Source organism: Burkholderia arboris (genome assembly GCF_038723655.1).
GTDB classification, from domain to species: domain Bacteria; phylum Pseudomonadota; class Gammaproteobacteria; order Burkholderiales; family Burkholderiaceae; genus Burkholderia; species Burkholderia arboris.
Genome location: NZ_CP109822.1, coordinates 660,865 through 678,538, shown reverse-complemented (window position 1 = coordinate 678,538; position 17,674 = coordinate 660,865). Strand labels below are relative to the sequence as shown.

Below are 17,674 nucleotides of genomic sequence, written 5' to 3'. Positions count from 1 at the left end.
CCCGCCCGCAGGCGCCAGCCTGCCGGCGGGCTTTTTCATGCGCGCCGCCACGCGCGACGGGCCATTGCCGCCGCCAACGGGTAACGGGCACGCAATTGCCCCGTCAACCGTGACAGGTCAACGAACGACGATCCGTCGATACACTGTGGGCCTGCGCAACGGCCGCCATCCCCGCCTTCCTCGATGCCGGCCGTCGCCTTCCTTGCGCACGGCCTGCCGCCTTTCGCCCGCGCCGTGCGCCTGCTGCCCATCCCCGAGGAGTGTCACTTGAAGCCCTGGCGCCGCGCGCTGTTCACCTTCGCCGCCGGCCTCCTGGCCGCCGCGTCCTCTCACGCCCATCCGGTCTGCACCGTCGTCGCCGACGCCGCCACCGGCCAGGTGCTCGTGCAGCAAGGCGACTGCGCGGCCCGCGTGACGTCCGCATCGACGTTCAAGGTCGCGATCAGCCTGATGGGCTTCGACGCCGGCGTGCTGAAGGACGAGCACACGCCCACGCTCGACTTCCACGCCGGCTACCCCGACTGGGGCGGTGCGCCGTGGCGCGAGCCGACCGACCCGGCCCGCTGGATGAAGCTGTCGATCTTCTGGTATTCGGAGCAGGTCGCGCAGGCGCTCGGGCAGGCACGCTTCCAGCAGTACACGAGCGCGTTCGGCTACGGCAACGCCGACGTGACCAGCAAGCAGGGCGAACTGAGCGGCGTGATGGGCGCATGGGCCAACTCGTCGCTGCGGATCTCGCCGCTCGAACAGGTTGCGTTCATGCGCAAGATCGTGCGCCGCACGCTGCCCGTCAGCGCGCATGCGTACGACATGACCGAGCGCATCACGCTGATCGACGCGCACCCGGGCGGCTGGACCGTGCACGGCAAGACCGGCACCGGCTCGCCGGGCCTCAAGTACGACGGCGCGCACGCGTATGGCTGGTTCGTCGGCTGGGCGACGAAGGGGCCGCGCACGCTGGTGTTCGCGAACCTGATCCAGGACGACAAGCGGCAGACGCCGAATGCCGGCCTGCGCTCGCGCGACACGTTCCTCGCGGCGCTGCCGGCGCTCGCCGAGCCGGGCCAGCCGCAATGAGCACCGGACCGCGCAACGCCCGCATCGACCTGCTGCGCGGCGTGTCGATCCTGCTCGTCCTGCTGCATCACTTCAACATCGCGTACTCGCTGCGCGACACCGCGCTCGCGCGCGTGCTCGGCTGGGACACGCTCCACGCAATCGTGCGCAACGGCAACTACGGCGTGACGATGTTCTTCGCGATCTCGGGCTACCTGATCACGTCGAACGCGCGCCGCCGCTGGGGCAGCCTCGGCGCACTCGACGTACGCGCGTTCTACGTGTCGCGTATCGCACGCATCGTCCCGTGCCTGCTTCTGTTGCTCGCGCTCGTCAACGGCCTCGCGGCGGCCGGCGTGCCGATCTTCACGAACCATGCGCCGCAGGGCGTCGCCGTGTCGTACTGGCTCGTGAATCTCGCGTCGCTCACGTTCTGGATGAACGTGCTGATCGGCACCTACGGATGGGTCAACTACGCGCTCGGCGTGTTGTGGTCGCTGTCGGTCGAGGAGGTGTTCTACCTGTCGTTCCCGCTGCTGTGCATCGCGCTGCGCCGCGACGCGCGGCTGTGCGCGTTCTGGCTGCTGATCGCCGCGATCGGTCCCGTGTACCGCTACACGCATCCAGGCGACGAAGGCGGCTTCCTCTACGCGTACTTTGCGTGCTTCGACGGCATCGCGATCGGCTGCTGCACCGCGCTGCTGGCCGAACGCGCACGCTGGCAGGCGCTCGCGGCAGCGCCGGTGCAATGGATTACGGCAACGTCGATGGTGGTGCTGTATCTCGCATGGCCGATCGCCGAAAGCCATGTGCCCGGCGTCTCCGCGATGGCGCTCGGCACGGCCGTGCTGCTGATCGGCGCGCATGCGGAGCGCGAACGCACGCACGGCCGCATGCTCGCACCGCTGCGCTGGAGCGGCCGGCTCAGTTACGAGCTGTACCTGTTCCACCTGATCGTGCTCGGTGCGCTGCGCACGTTCTGGCCGCCTTCGGCGATGCATGGCGACGGCAAGCTGGCGTTGCTCGTCGCGTATCTGGTGCTGTCGGCCGGATTGAGCGCGATCATCGCGCGCGGCTATGCGACCCCGCTCGACCGCTTGATCAAGCGGGTCGCGTTACGGCCTGCGGTGCAAGTGACGGACAGCGCGCGCGTGTAGCTTCCCGCGCACGTCGGCGAGGAAAGAAAAATCGGCCAGGACCCGACCGTATCGCGCAACGATACGGCCTGCCTGACCGCAAGCCCCGCCTACGACACTTCGATCAATCGAGATAGTCCGCGTATTCCTTGCGCGAATAACCGGCGAGCGTCTGCCACGGCAACGTCTCGCGCCGCACGGCCGCCGCCGGGGTCAGCGTCAGCTTGCGCATGACGCGCCCATCGGCACTCCGGTATTCGACCGACAGCGGCGCCTGCAGCCGCTCGCTCCACAGGATCCGGTTCACCCCACGCGCGCCGGGCGTATCGACGGCCTGCTCGTACCAGAGCGTACCGGGCGCGTCGCCGCGCCTGGCGACCGCGAGCCGCTTCAGCTGCGAAGGCGGCGTCACGTAATACGCGTTGTCCCACGAGCCGTCGAAGCCCGTGGTTTCGTACTCGGCCGGCGGCACGCTGACGACCGTCCGGTTCGTTGCATCGACGTACTCGATGCGCGCCGCCTTGCCGTCGTACGTGACGTGCCGCGCGGCCGCCTGGAAGTTGAAGTGCTTGTGCCCGGCGTGTGCCGCAGCCGGCTGCACGCCGGTGCGGCGGCCCGCGTCATGGTCGTGGTCATGGTCGTGATCGTCGCCATGACCGCCGCCGGCCGCCGCGGCGGGCAGCACGCGCTCGACCCATACGTGCCCGTCGCGCCGCACCATCCGTTCGCGATACAGCGTCGTGCGTGTCACGCCGTCGGCCGTGACCGTGCGGCTCTCGTGCAGCAGCACGGCGTCGAGGTCCGCCGCTGCAAAAGCCGGCAGTGCAGCCATCCCGCAGGCGAGCGCACAGAGGATCTGACGTTTCATCGGGCGTTCCCGTTCGTCATGCAATCACCAGGCTCAGAAACCGAACGCCGAACGGACGAGACCGAACACCTTCGTGTTGTCGATCGTGCCCTTGAACGCCTTCGCATCCGCGCCGTCGGCAAACAGCATCACGTCGCCGCCGCCATGCGTCTCCGAACCCGCGCTGCCCATTCGCACGCCCACTTCCTGCAGATACGCCTCGTTCATCGCGGTGGCCGAATCGACCGACGTACGCACGTTCGGCCGGTTCGCGCCGTTGCCGAACACCAGCGTCGTGTAGGTATTGCCGTCGGCATCCTTGCTCGGCTGGCCGTCGCGATAATTGCGGCTGATGTCGAGAATCGGATTGCCGCGCTTCGAATAGCCGTTGATCGTCATCGTGTGGTCGTGGTCGGCCGTCACGACGATCAGCGTATTCGACAGGTCGACCTTCGACAGCGCGACGCGGATCGCTTCGTCGAACGCCGCCGTATCCTCGAGCGCGCGCTTCGCGTTGGTCCCGTGCAGCGCGTGATCGATCCGGCCGCCTTCGACCATCAGGAAATAGCCGTTCGAATTCTTCGACAGCACGTCGATCGCCTTCGACGTCATGTCGGCCAGGCTCGGCTGCGTCGGCCCTTCGCCCTTGCCCGCGACACGGTCGAGTTCGTACTCGAGATGGCTCGTCGAGCTGAAAAGGCCCACCAGCTTGCCGTTGCCGGCTTGCGCGAGCTGATCCTTGGTGGCAACAACCGTGTAGCCCTTTGCCTTCATCTCGTTGAGCAGGTTGCGCCCGTCCGCGCGCCCGCGCTTGTTCGACACCGAATCGAACGGCGTCCAGTGGTTGCGGCCGCCGCCCATCAGCACGTCGACGCCGTCGCCGAGCGCCGCGTTGTAGCCGGCGCCGCCCGGTGCCGCCTGCGCAGCGATGTCGTACTGCGCATCGCGATGGCAGATGTGCGAATAGGTCGCGGCCGGCGTCGCATGCGTGAGCTCGGTCGTCGTGATCGCGCCGACCGCCTTGCCGCGTGCCTTCGCCAGTTCCAGCAGCGTCGACACCGGCTGGCCGTTGCCCGGCGCGCAGTTGTTGACGGTCTTGTTGCCATTGGCGTCGTTGCCGGGCGCCACGGCGCGCGTGTCGGACGACATCGACAGCACTTCGTTGTTCATCTTTACGCCGGTCATGTACGCGGCCATCGACGGCGCGCTGTCGGTCGTCTGCGCGTCGTTCGAGAAGGTCTTGACGCGCGCGGTGCGCGCCAGCTTCTCCATCGTCAGTTGTCCCGACTCGCCGACCTTGTAGATCCGGCTCGCCGTCACGGTCGTCGGCCCCATGCCGTCGCCGAGAAAGAAAATCACGTTCTTCGCCTGGCCGGCGGCCTGCGCCGCGCCGCACGCGAAACCCGCGACGGCCAGCGCCGCCGCGATGCACTTGATGGTCGACATCCTGTATTCCCCTGTACCCGTGTTGTCGGCGCTCAAAGCTGCACCGCGTTGCGCACCAGCTCGAACACCTTGTTGTTCTCGATCACGCCGTGGAACGCATCCGCGCCGCGACCGATCGCACCGAGGAACACATCGGTGCCGCCGTGCGTCTCGTTGCCCTTGTCCATCCGCACGACCGCCTCCTGGCGATAGTCGTCGGCGCCCGTCACCGCATCGGTGAGCGCGGTGCCCGCGCGGCTGCCCTGCACGCGGTTCTCGCCGTTGCCGAAGCCGATGATCGTGTACGGCGCGCCGTCCGCGTCCTTCGCGATCGCGCCCGTCTGGTAGCTGCGCAGCACGCCCAGCACGCCGGGCTTGCCCGCTTCGGTCTTGCCCGTGCGCGCCGCATAGCCGTTCAGCACCAGCGTGTGGTCGTGATCGGCCGTGACGACGATCAGCGTGTTCTTCAGGTCGGGATCGGTCTTGCGGACCTTGTCGAGCGTCGCCTTGATCGCGTTGTCGAACGCGACCGTGTCCTGCAGCGCGCGCTTCGCATTGGTGTCGTGCAGCGCGTGATCGATCCGGCCGCCCTCGACCATCAGGAAATAGCCGTTCGGGTTGCTCTGCAGCACGTCGAGCGCGCGCGTCGCCATGTCGGTGAGGCTCGGTTCCTTGGTCGCGCCGCGATCGAGGTCGTAGCTCATGTGGCTCGACGAGAACAGGCCGACCAGCTTGCCGCTCTTCGTCGCATCGGCGGCCAGCAGGTCGTCGCGGTTCTGCGCGACCGCATAGCCCTTCGCCTTCAGTTCGTTGACCAGGTGGCGGCCGTCGGTGCGCTTGCCGCCGCCGTCCTTCGGCACGAAGAACTGCGTGCCGCCGCCGAGCACGACGTCGACGCCGTCGCCCAGCGCGCCGTTGTAGCCCGCGCCGCCCGGCACGAGCTGCGCGGCGATGTCGTTCTCGGCATCGCGATGGCACACGTGCGCGTAGGTTGCAGCAGGCGTCGCGTGCGTGACGCGCGTGGTCGTCACGACGCCGGTGGCCATCCCCTTCGCCTTCGCGATTTCGAGCAGCGTCGACACCGACTTGCCGTTGTTCGCGCCGCAGTTGCCGGTGAGGCCGGCGCTCGGCTCGATCGCCTTCGTGTCGGGCGACATCGAGATCACTTCGTTGTTGGTCTTGACGCCGGTCATGTACGCCGACATCGACGGCGCGCTGTCCGTCACCTGTGCGTCGTTCGAATACGTCTTGATGAACGCGGTTTCCGGCAGCGTGTCGATCGTGAGCGCGCCGTCTTCACCGACACCGTAGATGCGCGCGGCCGTCAGCGTCGTCATCCCCATCCCGTCGCCGAGGAAGAAGATCACGTTGCGCGCCGCTGCCTTCACGGGGGCGGGCGTCGAGCTGGTCGGGCCGTCGTCGCTGCCGCAGCCGGCCAGCGCAAAGGCGCCGGCACACAGCAGCGCCGCCATTTTGATTCGATTCATGTTGCCGGTTCTCCCCGCCGTTGATGCTTTCGAAATGAAAGGCGATGGTAGGAACCTGATGTGACGGCACGATGAATGGAAATTGGAAGGATCGGTATGACTTATGAAAGGATGCGGCAGGCCGCCGCGTCCGGATGCCCCGCGCGTGGCCGCGTCACTCCGCGTGTTCGGCGGCGGCGCTGCGCACGGTCACGATGCGCGCAGGCGGAATATTTGCCCAGACGATCCGGCTGCCGCGGACAACGAATGCCGAATCGCCGAGCGGATGACGGCCGGGCGGCCGCAGATCGTACGTGAACTGAATCATCACGCCGTCAGCCGACAGCACGCGACGACATTGATCGACGATCGCCGTCACGGCCTCGCGCGGCAGCGTGCGCAACGGCAGGCACGACACGATCGCATCGACGCGCGCATCGGGCGGCAACAGCCGCTCGAGCTGCCGCGCATCGCCCGATACGATCGAGATGCCGGGAAAGCGTCGTCGCAGGTGCTGCACGAACGCCGGCGAACGCTCGACCACGACGAGGCGCCGTGGCGCGACGCCGCGTTCGAGCAACGCCGCGGTGATCGCGCCGGTGCCGCCGCCAAGCTCGACGACCAGCCCGTCGCCGTCCGGCACCGCATCGGCCATCTCGCGCGCCAGGTGCCGCGAACTCGGGCACAACGCGCCCACCGCGGCCGGACGGCCGACCCACTCGCGCACGAACAGTGCCGAGACACGCCACGCATTCGGCCACATCATGGGCAGCCCTTGAGCAGTTGCGCCGCCCGCGGCGACGTGCCGAAGACTTGATGGAACAGGGCTACGGCGACACGGGGCTTTGGCATGCGCATCCTCCTGGACGAATCGGTCCGCCGCAGGAAGAGCGACGATCAAATCGATTCTAGGAAACGCAAACTTAAGGCGACGTGAAGATTGACCCTGATTCCCCTGATCAATTCGTGCCCGATCAGCCGCCGGACGCGTTCAGCGATCGACGCGCTGCTGCAAGTGCGCGGGATAACGTTCGCCGACGATCCGGATCTGCTGCAGCGCGGCCTCGATCGCGGCGAGATCGTCGGCCGTCAGCGTGACGGCGGCCGCACCGACGTTCTCGTCGAGCCGGTGCAGCTTCGTCGTGCCCGGAATCGGCACGATCCACGGCTTGCGGGCCAGCAGCCAGGCCAGCGCGATCTGCGCGCGCGTCGCGCCTTTATCGGTCGCAATGCGGCCGAGCAGATCGACGAGGCCCGCGTTCGCCTTGCGGTTTTCCTCGGAGAAACGCGGCACGAGATTGCGGAAATCGTCGGCGGCGAACGTCGTGTTCGCATCGATCGCGCCGGTCAGGAAACCTTTACCGAGCGGGCTGAACGGCACGAAGCCGATGCCGAGTTCCTCGAGCGTCGGCAGGATCCGCGCTTCCGGCTCGCGCCACCACAGCGAGTACTCGCTTTGCAGCGCGGCGACCGGCTGCACCGCGTGTGCGCGGCGAATCGTCCGCTCGCCGGCTTCCGACAGTCCGAAGTGCGCGACCTTGCCCTCGCGGATCAGGTCCTTGACCGTGCCGGCTACGTCTTCGATCGGCACGTTCGGATCGACGCGATGCTGATAGAACAGATCGATGCGGTCGATCTTCAGCCGCTTCAGCGCCGCATCGGCTACTTCGCGGATACGCGACGGCCGGCTGTCGACGCCCTTCATCGCCTGCCCGTCCTCGAAGCCGAACTTGGTCGCGATCGCGACCTGGTCGCGAAACGGCGCAACCGCCTCGCCGACCAGCGCCTCGTTGACGAACGGGCCATACGCTTCCGCCGTATCGAAGAACGTCACGCCGCGCTCGAACGCGGCACGGATCAGCGCGATGCCGCTGGCCTTGTCGGTGGCCGGGCCGTAGCCGTAACTCAATCCCATGCAGCCGAGCCCGATTGCCGAGACTTCGAGGCCGCTGTTTCCCAGTGCACGCTTTTGCATGAATGGCTCCTGCTGAAAGTGAAGGCGAATGCCGAGGAAGCCAGTGTAGGTTGATGGATACTGCTCAACAATCGGCGTACCATTTCATGCGTTATTGAGGGAATCTCACAAATGCTGCGCACCGGCATCGGCGAACTGACGACTTTCATCACGATCGCGGAGCAGCGCAGCTTCAGCGGCGCGGCGCGTATCCTGGGCGTATCGCCGTCGGCGCTGAGCCACGCGATCCGCCACCTCGAAGCGCGGCTCGGCGTGCGGCTGTTCAACCGCACGACGCGTTCCGTCGCGCTGACGGAAGCCGGCGAACAACTGCTGCTGCGCGTCCGGCCCGCGGTGGCCGATCTCGAGGATGCGCTGAACGACGCCGCGACCGCCCGCAACCGGCCGTCCGGCCAGATCCGGATCAGCGCGTCGGAAGCGGCATCGCGCCCGCTGATCCTGCACGTGCTGCCGGCGTTCGCCACGCGCTATCCGGACATCCACGTCGAATTCGTCGTCGATTCGCGGCTGATCGACATCGTCGAGCACGGCTTCGACGCGGGCATCCGCGTGCACGAAGACGTGCCGCGCGACATGATCGCGGTGCGCTTCGGCGATCCGCTGCGCTTCATCGCAGTTGCATCGCCCGGCTACCTGACGCGGCACGCCGCGCCGGAAAGCCCGCAGGAACTCGCGCGTCATGCGTGCATCCGCTACCGGTTCGAAAGCGGCACGCTCCTTCGCTGGGACCTGATGCGCGACGGCAGGCGCGTGACCGTCGATGTCGACGGGCCGCTGACACTCGGCAACCAGAACCTGATGATCGACGCGGCGCTGGGCGGCCTCGGGATCGCGTGGGTCACGGCATCGCGTGTCGCCGACCACGTGGCCGCCGGGCGGCTCGTGCACGTGCTGCCGCAGTGGGGCCAGGACTTCGGCGCGCTGTGCCTCTACTATCCGGCGAACCGGCATCCGCCAGCCGCGTTGCGGCTGTTCGTCGAGGCCGTGCGTGAGTGGGCCGCTGCCGGACGCGAAGCGGCGACGGACTGAACGCACGCGGCACGCCGAGCCTGCCTGCGCACTCAGCGCGTCGAACGCATCCGGATGTTCGCGAACGGCAGGCCGTCGTCGTCTTCGTCGCGCCGCGAGACTGCCTCGAAACCGAGCCGTCCGTAGAACGCGCGGGCGTCGCGATTGTCGGCATACACCTCCAGGTCGAGCGCGCCCTTGATCGCGAGCGCGTGCTCGACCAATGCGCGACCGATCCCGTGGCCGTGCATCGCCGGCGCGACGAACAACCCGCCGATCGCCCCGTCGAGCAGGCCGATGAAACCGACCGGCTCGTCCGCGCGACAGGCAACCCAGGTTTCCGAGCGAGGCAGGTAGATGTCCTCGACGAGCGTGCGCTGCTGGCGCAGGCGCGCGTTGCCGAGGAATGGATGCGCGAGCATCGATGCGTCAAACCAGATGGCCGACAGTGCGTGCAGGTCGGATGGTTGGTAGGTGCGAATCAGGATATCCATGCTTCCGTGTCGTTCGACCGGCAACGCAAAACGGGCGCGGCCACGACGCGCCCCGTACCGCATCACCGCAGGTTGGTTCTCGCAAGCTCGACGATCTCGTCGCCGCGCCCGCTGAGGATCGCGCGCAGCATGAACAGGCTGAAGCCCTTCGCATGCGCGAACTCGATCTTCGGCGGCATCGCCAGCTCGTACTTCGACGTCACGACGTCGACAACGGCCGGCCCGTCATGCGCGAACGCCATGCGCAGCGCTTCCTCGACGTTCTCCGAATGCTCGACGCGCACGCTGAAGATGCCCGCCCCCTTCGCGATCGCCGCGAAATCGGTCGGACTCAGGTCGACGTTCGTATCGAGATAGCCGGCCGCCTTCAGTTCCATCGACACGAAGCCGAGCAGGCTGTTGTTGTACACGACGATCTTGATCGGCAGGTTGAGCTGGCGCGCGCTCAGCAGATCGCCGAGCAGCATCGACAGCCCGCCGTCGCCGGACAGCGACACGACCTGCCGCCCGGGATGCGCGCCTTGCGCGCCGAGCGCCTGCGGCATCGCATTCGCCATCGACCCGTGATTGAACGAGCCGTGCAGTTGCCGCTGGCCGTTCATCGTCAGGTAGCGTGCGGCCCACAGCGTCGGCGTGCCGACGTCGGCCGTGAAGATCGCGTCGTCGGCCGCGACTTCGTCGACGATCTTCGTCAGGTACTGCGGATGAATCGCGCGGCCCGGCGGCTCGGCCACCGCGAGATCGTCGAGCCCCTTGCGCGCCGCCGCGTAGTGCTTCAGCGCATTCTCGAGGAAGCGCCGCTGCGTCTTGCGTGTCAGGCGCGGCAGCAGCGCCGCGATCGTTTCCTTCACCGTGCCGACGAGGCCGAGCGCAAGCGGCGCGCGATGGCCGAGCTGCGAGCCCTTCCAGTCGATCTGCGCGACCTTCGCGTTCGTCGGATAGAACGGCCGGTACGGGAAATCCGTGCCGAGCATCAGCAGCGTGTCGCACGATTCCATCGCGTGATAGCCGGAGCTGAAACCGATCAGCCCCGTCATCCCGACGTCGAACGGGTTGTCCCATTCGACGAACTGCTTGCCCCGCAGCGCATGCACGACCGGTGCGCCGAGCATGTCGGCCAGCGCGACCACTTCGTCATGCGCGCCCTGCGTGCCGCTGCCGCACAGCAGCGTGACCGCGTCGGATGCGTTGAGCAGCGCCGCGAGCCGGTCGAGATCGGCATCGGCCGGCAGGATCGACGGCGGCGCGGAATCGCTCCATGCCGGCGCCTCTTCCGGGCCGTCGCCGAGCGCGATGTCGCCCGGCAGCACGATCACCGCAACGCCGCGCGCCTCGATCGCGGTGCGCATCGCCCGCGCGAGCACGCGCGGAAACTGCGACGCATTCGTCACGAGTTCGACGAAGTGGCTGCACTCGCGGAACAGATCCTGCGGATGGGTTTCCTGGAAGTAGCCGAGGCCGATCTCGGTGGACGGGATGTGCGCGGCGATCGCGAGCACCGGCTGGTGATTGCGGTGGCAGTCGTACAGCCCGTTGATCAGGTGCAGGTTGCCGGGGCCGCAACTGCCCGCGCACACCGCGAGCCGCCCGGTCGACGCGGCATCGGCGCCGGCCGCGAACGCGGCGCTCTCCTCGTGCCGCGTATGCATCCAGCGGATCGAGCCGATCTGGCTCAGGCTGAACGACAGGCCGTTCAGACTGTCGCCCGTCACGCCCCAGATGCGCTCGACGCCCGCTGCCGCCAGCGTCTTCGCCAGGTATTCCGCCATCGATTGTCTTGCCATGATGCCCTCGCTGTTGATGGATCGAGACACGCATGAGCCGGACGTGCATGCGCAGCCGGCAGCGACCGAACGAGCATACGCGATTGGTCCGCGCCGCGTCGTGACCGCGCAAGCGGGCCGACTGCCGTAGGACGCGCTGGCGCGCGACGGGTTCGATCCGGTGCGGCGAGCGTCATGGTTCCGTCACCGCGCCGTCAGCGAACGGACCGGCGGACAGGTCGTGCGCTCAGCTCCAGTCGGACGCCGACTCGTCCGGATCGACGAGCGTGAGCCCCGCCGCCGGCAGCGGCAACGCGGTCTTGTAGCGCACCTGCTTCAGCGCGAAGCTCGACCGGATGTTCGACACGCCCGGAATCGTCGTCAGCCGCTCGATGATGAAGCGTTCGAGCGTGCGCATGTCCGGCATCACGACGCGCAGCAGGTAGTCGGCGTCGCCCGACATCAGGTAGCACTCCATCACCTCGGGCCGCTGCGAGATCGCCTCCTCGAAGCGCTGCAACGCGTCCTCGACCTGCTTCTCGAGGCTGACCTGGATGAACACGTTGATCCGCAGCCCAAGCGGCTCGGGATCCAGCAGCGTGACCTGCTGCCGGAACAACCCCAGCTTCTCGAGCGCGCGCACGCGGTTGAAGCACGGCGTCGTCGACAGGTTCACCGCGCGCGCCAGTTCCGCGTTCGTGATCCGCGCGTTCTGCTGAAGCTGGTTCAGGATGCCGATGTCGATGCGGTCGAGCCGCTTCGGGGAGGTGCTCATGGCCTGAATATTCCTTATCTCGCGACGATTCCAGAATATTTACACTATCCAGACACAAATTCCCAATGAAATCAGACGCATATTCTGCGGATCGGCGCGTAGCATGAGTCCCATTGATGCGTGCCGCCGCCGGCGCGCGAGGAGACTGGCATGACGGATCTGTCGAACGGTATCGAACACGCGCAGCGCGCGGCCCTCGCGCGCGTCGATGCGGACCCGGAAGAAACCGCCGAATGGCTCGAGGCGCTCGACGCGGTGGTTGCACACGTCGGCCGCGACCGCGCGCAATACCTGTTCGACCGGCTCGCCGAGCATGCGCGCGCGACGGGCCTCGCATCGTCGCGCACACCCGTCACGCGCTACCTGAACACGATTGCGCTCGCCGAGCAGCCGCCGTATCCGGGCGATCTCGACCTGGAGGAACGGCTGTCGGCCGCGCTGCGCTGGAACGCGCTTGCGATGGTCGTGCGCGCGAACCGCGCGTACGGCGAGCTTGGCGGCCACATCGCGAGTTATGCGTCGGCGTCCGACCTGTTCGAAACCGGCTTCAACCACTTCTTCCGCGCGGCGCCGCCCGAGACCGGCGATGCAACCGGCACGGCCAGCGGCGATCTCGTGTACTTCCAGCCGCATTCGTCGCCGGGCGTCTATGCGCGCGCGTATCTCGAAGGTTTCCTCACCGAGGATCACCTGAAGCACTATCGCCGCGAAATCGCCGGCCCGGGCCTGTGCTCGTATCCGCACCCGTGGCTGATGCCCGATTTCTGGCAATTCCCGACCGGCTCGATGGGGATCGGCCCGATCAACGCGATCTACCAGGCGCGCCTCATGCGCTACCTGCAGCATCGCGGCCTCGCGAACACCGCGGGCCGCACCGTGTGGGGTTTCTTCGGCGACGGCGAGATGGACGAACCCGAATCGCTCGGCGCGCTGTCGCTCGCCGCGCGCGAAGGGCTCGACAACCTCGTGTTCGTGATCAACTGCAACCTGCAGCGGCTCGACGGCCCGGTGCGCGGCAACGGCCGCGTGATCGACGAGCTCGAAGCGCAGTTCGCGGGCGCCGGCTGGAACGTGATCAAGGTGTTGTGGGGCTCCGACTGGGATCCGCTGTTCGCGCGCGATCACGCGGGCGCGCTCGCGCGCGCGTTCGCCGGCACCGTCGACGGACAGTTCCAGACCTTCTCCGCGAACGACGGCGCATACAACCGCGCGCGCTTTTTCAGCCAGGATCCCGCACTCGAAGCGCTCGCCGCGCAGCTCACCGATGCGGAGATCGACCGCTTGCGCCGCGGCGGCCACGACGCGCGCAAGCTGCACGCCGCGTATGCGCGTGCGCTCGCGCACCGCGGCCAGCCAACGGTGATTCTCGCGAAGACGATGAAGGGTTACGGGATGGGCGCGGCCGGCCAGGGCCGGATGACGACCCATCAGCAGAAGAAGCTCGACGTCGACGATCTGAAGGCGTTCCGCGACCGCTTCCGGTTGCCGCTGTCGGACAGCGACGTCGAGCAACTGAAGTTTTACAAGCCAGCGGAAGACAGCCCGGAAATGCGTTACCTGCATGCCCGCCGGGCTGCCCTGGGAGGCTATCTGCCCAGAAGGCGGATGGCGGCATCGAAGGGGCTGACCGTCCCTTCGATGCCGGCCTGGGGAGCGTTCGCGCTGGACGCGGCCGGCCGCGAGATGTCGACGACGATGGCGCTCGTGCGCATGCTCGCCGCGTTGATCAAGGATCGCGACGTCGGCTCGCGCGTCGTGCCGATCGTGGCCGACGAAGCGCGCACGTTCGGCATGGCCAGCCTGTTCCGGCAGGTCGGCATCTACTCGCCGCTCGGCCAGCGTTACGAGCCGGAAGACCTCGGTTCGATGCTCTATTACCGCGAGGACACGCGCGGCCAGATTCTCGAGGAAGGCATCTCGGAGGCGGGCGCGATCTCGTCGTGGATCGCGGCCGCGACGTCGTACAGCGTGCACGACCTGCCGATGCTGCCGTTCTACATCTACTACTCGATGTTCGGCTTCCAGCGCATCGGCGACCTGATCTGGGCCGCCGCCGACCAGCGCTCGCGCGGCTTCCTCGTCGGCGCGACGTCCGGGCGCACCACGCTCGGCGGCGAGGGGTTGCAGCATCAGGACGGCAGCAGCCATCTCGCCGCGTCGACGATCCCGAACTGCCGCGCGTACGATCCGGCGTTCGCGTATGAAGTCGCGGCGATCGTCGATGCCGGCATGCGCGAAATGGTCGAACAGCAGCGCGACGTGTTCTATTACGTGACGGTCACGAACGAGAACTACGCGCAGCCGTCCGCGCCGGACGGCGATCCCGACGCGCTGCGCGAAGGCATCCTGAAGGGCATTCATCTGCTGCCGGCCGAATCGAATGCGCGCGCGCGCGTGCAGTTGCTCGGCGCGGGCGCGATCCTCGGCGAGGTGCTCGCCGCGCAACGGATGCTGAAGGACGACTGGGGGATCGACGCGGCCGTGTGGAGCGTCACGAGCTTCACCGAACTGCAGCGCGACGGGATGGAAGCCGAGCGACTCACGCGGCTTGGTGAGGATACCGGCACAATGCCTTACGTGACCGCCGCGCTCGCCGCAACGCGCGGGCCCGTGATTGCCGCGACCGACTACGTGCGCGCGGTGCCGGAACTGATCCGCGCGTACTTGCCGCGCCGCTACGTGACGCTGGGCACCGACGGGTTCGGGCGCAGCGACACGCGCGACGCGCTGCGTGCGTTCTTCGAAGTCGATCGCGCGAGCATCGTGCTCGCCGCGCTGAAGGCGCTGGCGGACGATGGGGAACTCGATGCGGCTGTCGTGCGCGACGCGCGAGCGCGTCTCGGCAAGCCCGCGCAGCCAGGCGTCGCGCCATGGCAGCGCTGACCGGACGACGCGACCGCCCGGCACTCGACGACTGTTCGTCGATCCAGGCAAACCAACCGGTTAGCCAAAGAGGCGAGGATCCAGCGCGAACGCTTCCTTGCTGATCACTTTCACACTCGAAGCGAAATCCGCATGCAGCGGGTTCAGCAACACGTTGAAGTCGGTCGGGCAAACGATTGACGGTACGCGCATCGCCAACGGCTCGCCCGCTTCAAGCCAGACCTGCCCGATCCGGGCGGTCGACTCCGGATCCTGCGACAGTACCGCCCAATCGTCCGGCAGGTCCGGCTGGTACGCGTTGTCATGGAGGTGTCGGGCACTTCCAGCGTCACCAGAAAAAATCCGCCAGCGGGAAGCAAGCCGGACAGATGGACGAGCGCCTCGAGCAACGACGTCGACGCATGGCAGCAGGTGTACAGCACACGCATGCCGCGCGGATTCCAGCGGCCACCTGCGATCGCCGCGCCGTTCCCGCTCAGGTCGTCGGCCAGGTAGTGCCCCTTTCGTTCTTTCGCGAGACGATACAACCTCACGCGGCGACCCCGAACTGGGCACGGTTCAGAATGTCGCGCACCCGGTCGTAGCCGGGCTGGACGTCGAGCACTTCGAGCGGCTTCAACCCGTCGAGCTCCGCGTTCGCCCGGCTCATCCACACCGCTGCGCGCTCGCGGTCTTCAAACAGATCGGTAGCGAGATCCAGCACATAGAGCACGCGCGCAACGCGATCGGACTCGCCTTGCGACAACCGGCCGTGTTTGGCGATTTTCCGCAGAATGGTCGAGCTGGGAAGGCTCAGCGCGCTCAGGAGGGACTGAACCGGCACGCCAAGCAACTCGCGCGCGACGCGCTCGATGATGACCGCATCGAAACCCTCCGCGATCGTGCGCCGCTGCAACATCGGCGCCATCCGGCGAAAGGTGTCGAAATCGCCCTTGCCGGCGCCCAGACCGTTCGAACTGCCCGCCGGCGCCGCGGGTGTGGTCGCCGTCATTGCGACTCCCAAATGGGTTAATGTGAATTCCCATTGCATGCAACCAATCGAGAACTTCCAATCAACCAAATGGCATAGCCGTCACTACCGGGAACCGCCCGCGCGCCGCGCTACACCGGCAGCGCGTGCGTCGACAGGATCTCCTTGAGTACCATGAACGAGCGTACCTGCCGCACGCCCGGCAGGTAGATCAGCTGCTCCGCGTGCAGCCGGTTGAAGCTCTCGTTGTCGCGCGTGCGCACCAGCATGAAGTAATCGAATTCACCGGTCACGACGTGGCACTCCACGCACCCCGACACCTTCTGAGCGGCCTTCTCGAACGCGGCGAACGCTTCCGGCGTCGAGCGGTCGAGCACGAACCCGATCACGACGAGCATGCCGGCCCCGAGCGGTTTCGGGTCGAGCAGCGCGACGATCCCGCGAATCATCCCCATCTCCTTGAGCCGCTCGACGCGCCGCAGGCACGCCGGCGCGCTCAGCTTCACCTTCGCGGCGAGGCTCACGTTCGAGATCGACGCGTCCTGCTGAAGCTGCCTGAGGATCGCGCGATCGATGCGATCGAGCGCGGGTGCGGCGTCAGCCGACGAAGCCGAACGTCCACTTAATTTCATTGCGTCTTCCTCCGTTTCTGCGAACTCAAATTTTGATATTGATGTTCGAATCATTATCAACGTAGGCCGACGATATTTATTTCGCAAGCTCATTTCTCGCCTGCATGCCTATCATTTTTTATCGGGAGACGCCGTGCCGGTTGCTCCCGAGCGCACCGATTCCCATGCACATTCCGCCTTACCGGAGACCGCTTCGATGAACCTGCAACGCTTCCCCCGTTATCCGCTGACGTTCGGCCCGACGCCGATCCAACCGCTCAAGCGCCTGAGCGCGCACCTCGGCGGCAAGGTCGAGCTGTATGCGAAGCGCGAGGACTGCAACAGCGGCCTCGCGTTCGGCGGCAACAAGACCCGCAAGCTCGAATACCTGATCCCGGACGCGCTCGCACAGGGCGCGGACACGCTGGTGTCGATCGGCGGCGTCCAGTCGAACCAGACCCGGCAGGTCGCGGCGGTCGCCGCGCATCTCGGCATGAAATGCGTGCTGGTGCAGGAGCACTGGGTCAACTATGAAGACCCCGTCTACGATCGCGTCGGCAACATCCAGCTGTCGCGCATGATGGGCGCCGACGTGCGGCTCGTCGCGGACGGTTTCGACATCGGCATTCGCCGGAGCTGGGAAGAAGCGATGGAAAGCGTGCGGCAGGCGGGCGGCAAGCCGTATCCGATTCCGGCCGGATGCTCCGAGCATCCGCTCGGCGGGCTCGGGTTCGTCGGCTTCGCCGAGGAGGTACGCCAGCAGGAAGCCGAGCTCGGCTTCAAGTTCGACTACATCGTCGTGTGCTCGGTGACGGGCAGCACGCAGGCCGGCATGGTCGTCGGCTTCGCGGCCGACGGGCGCGCGGATCGCGTGATCGGCATCGACGCGTCCGCAACGCCGGAAAAAACGCATGCGCAGATCACGCGCATCGCACGGCATACCGCTGAAATCGTCGAACTCGGGCGTCGCATCGACGAGCGCGAAGTCGTGCTCGACACGCGCTACGCGGGCCCCGAGTATGGGTTGCCGAATGACGGCACGCTCGAAGCGATCCGGCTGTGCGCGCGACTCGAAGGCGTGCTGACCGATCCGGTCTATGAAGGCAAGTCGATGCACGGGATGATCGACAAGGTGCGGCGCGGGGAATTCGAGCCGGGGTCGAAGGTGCTGTATGCACACCTCGGTGGCGTGCCGGCGTTGAGTGCGTATTCGGAGATTTTCCGGCAGGGGTGATGGGGGCCGGGCGGAGGCGTGGTGCGCACCT

Annotated in this window: 15 protein-coding genes and 1 pseudogene; 5 read left to right on the top strand and 11 right to left on the bottom strand. The window is 67.1% G+C overall.

Annotated elements, in window-relative coordinates; all coding sequences use genetic code 11:
* Window positions 1-267 precede the first annotated feature (267 nt).
* Window positions 268-1,077, top strand: coding sequence for an OXA-1043 family class D beta-lactamase (gene blaOXA, locus OHZ10_RS20275; protein ID WP_342705650.1), 810 nt, complete (start codon window positions 268-270; stop codon window positions 1,075-1,077).
* Window positions 1,074-2,213 carry an acyltransferase gene (locus OHZ10_RS20270; protein WP_342705649.1) on the top strand — a complete coding sequence of 380 codons (1,140 nt, stop codon included), beginning with the start codon at window positions 1,074-1,076 and terminating at the stop codon, window positions 2,211-2,213. The genes blaOXA and OHZ10_RS20270 overlap by 4 nt, the downstream gene beginning before the upstream one ends.
* A 103-nt stretch (window positions 2,214-2,316) precedes the next feature.
* Here OHZ10_RS20270 and OHZ10_RS20265 read toward each other — a convergent pair whose 3' ends face one another.
* The 5 genes from OHZ10_RS20265 to OHZ10_RS20245 all read right to left on the bottom strand — a co-directional run bounded on the left by OHZ10_RS20265 (window position 2,317) and on the right by OHZ10_RS20245 (window position 7,905).
* On the bottom strand, window positions 2,317-3,060 hold the full coding sequence (locus tag OHZ10_RS20265; RefSeq protein WP_342705648.1) for a hypothetical protein: 744 nt from the start codon (window positions 3,058-3,060) through the stop codon (window positions 2,317-2,319).
* A gap of 33 nt (window positions 3,061-3,093) precedes the next feature.
* On the bottom strand, window positions 3,094-4,485 hold the full coding sequence (locus OHZ10_RS20260; protein ID WP_059237833.1) for an alkaline phosphatase: 1,392 nt from the start codon (window positions 4,483-4,485) through the stop codon (window positions 3,094-3,096).
* 32 nt (window positions 4,486-4,517) lie between these two features.
* Entirely contained in the window at window positions 4,518-5,951 is a 1,434-nt protein-coding gene (locus OHZ10_RS20255) for an alkaline phosphatase (RefSeq protein WP_059237834.1), read from the bottom strand.
* Window positions 5,952-6,105: 154 nt separating this feature from the next.
* Window positions 6,106-6,696: a class I SAM-dependent methyltransferase gene (locus OHZ10_RS20250; protein ID WP_342705647.1), complete on the bottom strand. Its 591-nt coding sequence runs from the start codon at window positions 6,694-6,696 to the stop codon at window positions 6,106-6,108.
* 225 nt (window positions 6,697-6,921) lie between these two features.
* Window positions 6,922-7,905 (bottom strand): aldo/keto reductase, encoded by a 984-nt coding sequence (locus tag OHZ10_RS20245; protein WP_059237836.1) that lies wholly within the window; start codon window positions 7,903-7,905, stop codon window positions 6,922-6,924.
* A 111-nt stretch (window positions 7,906-8,016) separates the two neighbouring features.
* On the opposite strand from OHZ10_RS20245, the gene OHZ10_RS20240 reads away from it, so the two are divergent.
* A complete protein-coding gene (locus OHZ10_RS20240) occupies window positions 8,017-8,934 on the top strand; it encodes a LysR family transcriptional regulator (RefSeq protein ID WP_342705645.1) in 918 nt (305 codons plus the stop codon).
* Between the two features lie 32 nt (window positions 8,935-8,966).
* On the opposite strand, the gene OHZ10_RS20235 is transcribed toward OHZ10_RS20240, so the two are convergent.
* From OHZ10_RS20235 to OHZ10_RS20225, 3 genes are all read right to left on the bottom strand, one after another.
* Window positions 8,967-9,407 (bottom strand): GNAT family N-acetyltransferase, encoded by a 441-nt coding sequence (locus OHZ10_RS20235; RefSeq protein WP_342705644.1) that lies wholly within the window; start codon window positions 9,405-9,407, stop codon window positions 8,967-8,969.
* 62 nt (window positions 9,408-9,469) lie between these two features.
* Entirely contained in the window at window positions 9,470-11,191 is a 1,722-nt protein-coding gene (poxB, locus tag OHZ10_RS20230) for a ubiquinone-dependent pyruvate dehydrogenase (RefSeq protein ID WP_342705643.1), read from the bottom strand.
* 226 nt (window positions 11,192-11,417) lie between these two features.
* Window positions 11,418-11,945: an Lrp/AsnC family transcriptional regulator gene (locus OHZ10_RS20225; protein ID WP_047901851.1), complete on the bottom strand. Its 528-nt coding sequence runs from the start codon at window positions 11,943-11,945 to the stop codon at window positions 11,418-11,420.
* 150 nt (window positions 11,946-12,095) lie between these two features.
* On the opposite strand from OHZ10_RS20225, the gene mdeB reads away from it, so the two are divergent.
* Complete coding sequence (gene mdeB, locus OHZ10_RS20220) at window positions 12,096-14,828, top strand: alpha-ketoglutarate dehydrogenase (RefSeq protein ID WP_342705642.1); 2,733 nt, start codon at window positions 12,096-12,098, stop codon at window positions 14,826-14,828.
* A 90-nt stretch (window positions 14,829-14,918) separates the two neighbouring features.
* Here the strand turns inward: mdeB and OHZ10_RS20215 are convergent.
* The 3 genes and pseudogenes from OHZ10_RS20215 to OHZ10_RS20205 form a co-directional block, all read right to left on the bottom strand.
* Window positions 14,919-15,361: pseudogene (locus OHZ10_RS20215) on the bottom strand (RES family NAD+ phosphorylase); the annotation flags it as partial.
* Window positions 15,358-15,819 (bottom strand): type II RES/Xre toxin-antitoxin system antitoxin, encoded by a 462-nt coding sequence (gene parS / locus OHZ10_RS20210; protein WP_340625420.1) that lies wholly within the window; start codon window positions 15,817-15,819, stop codon window positions 15,358-15,360. The gene parS and the pseudogene OHZ10_RS20215, both read right to left, overlap by 4 nt.
* Before the next feature lie 110 nt (window positions 15,820-15,929).
* Window positions 15,930-16,430, bottom strand: a complete 501-nt coding sequence (locus OHZ10_RS20205; RefSeq protein ID WP_048249817.1) for an Lrp/AsnC family transcriptional regulator — start codon at window positions 16,428-16,430, stop codon at window positions 15,930-15,932.
* A gap of 196 nt (window positions 16,431-16,626) precedes the next feature.
* Between OHZ10_RS20205 and OHZ10_RS20200 the strand changes: the two genes are divergently transcribed.
* A complete protein-coding gene (locus OHZ10_RS20200) occupies window positions 16,627-17,643 on the top strand; it encodes a 1-aminocyclopropane-1-carboxylate deaminase (RefSeq protein ID WP_059237843.1) in 1,017 nt (338 codons plus the stop codon).
* Window positions 17,644-17,674: the final 31 nt, after the last annotated feature.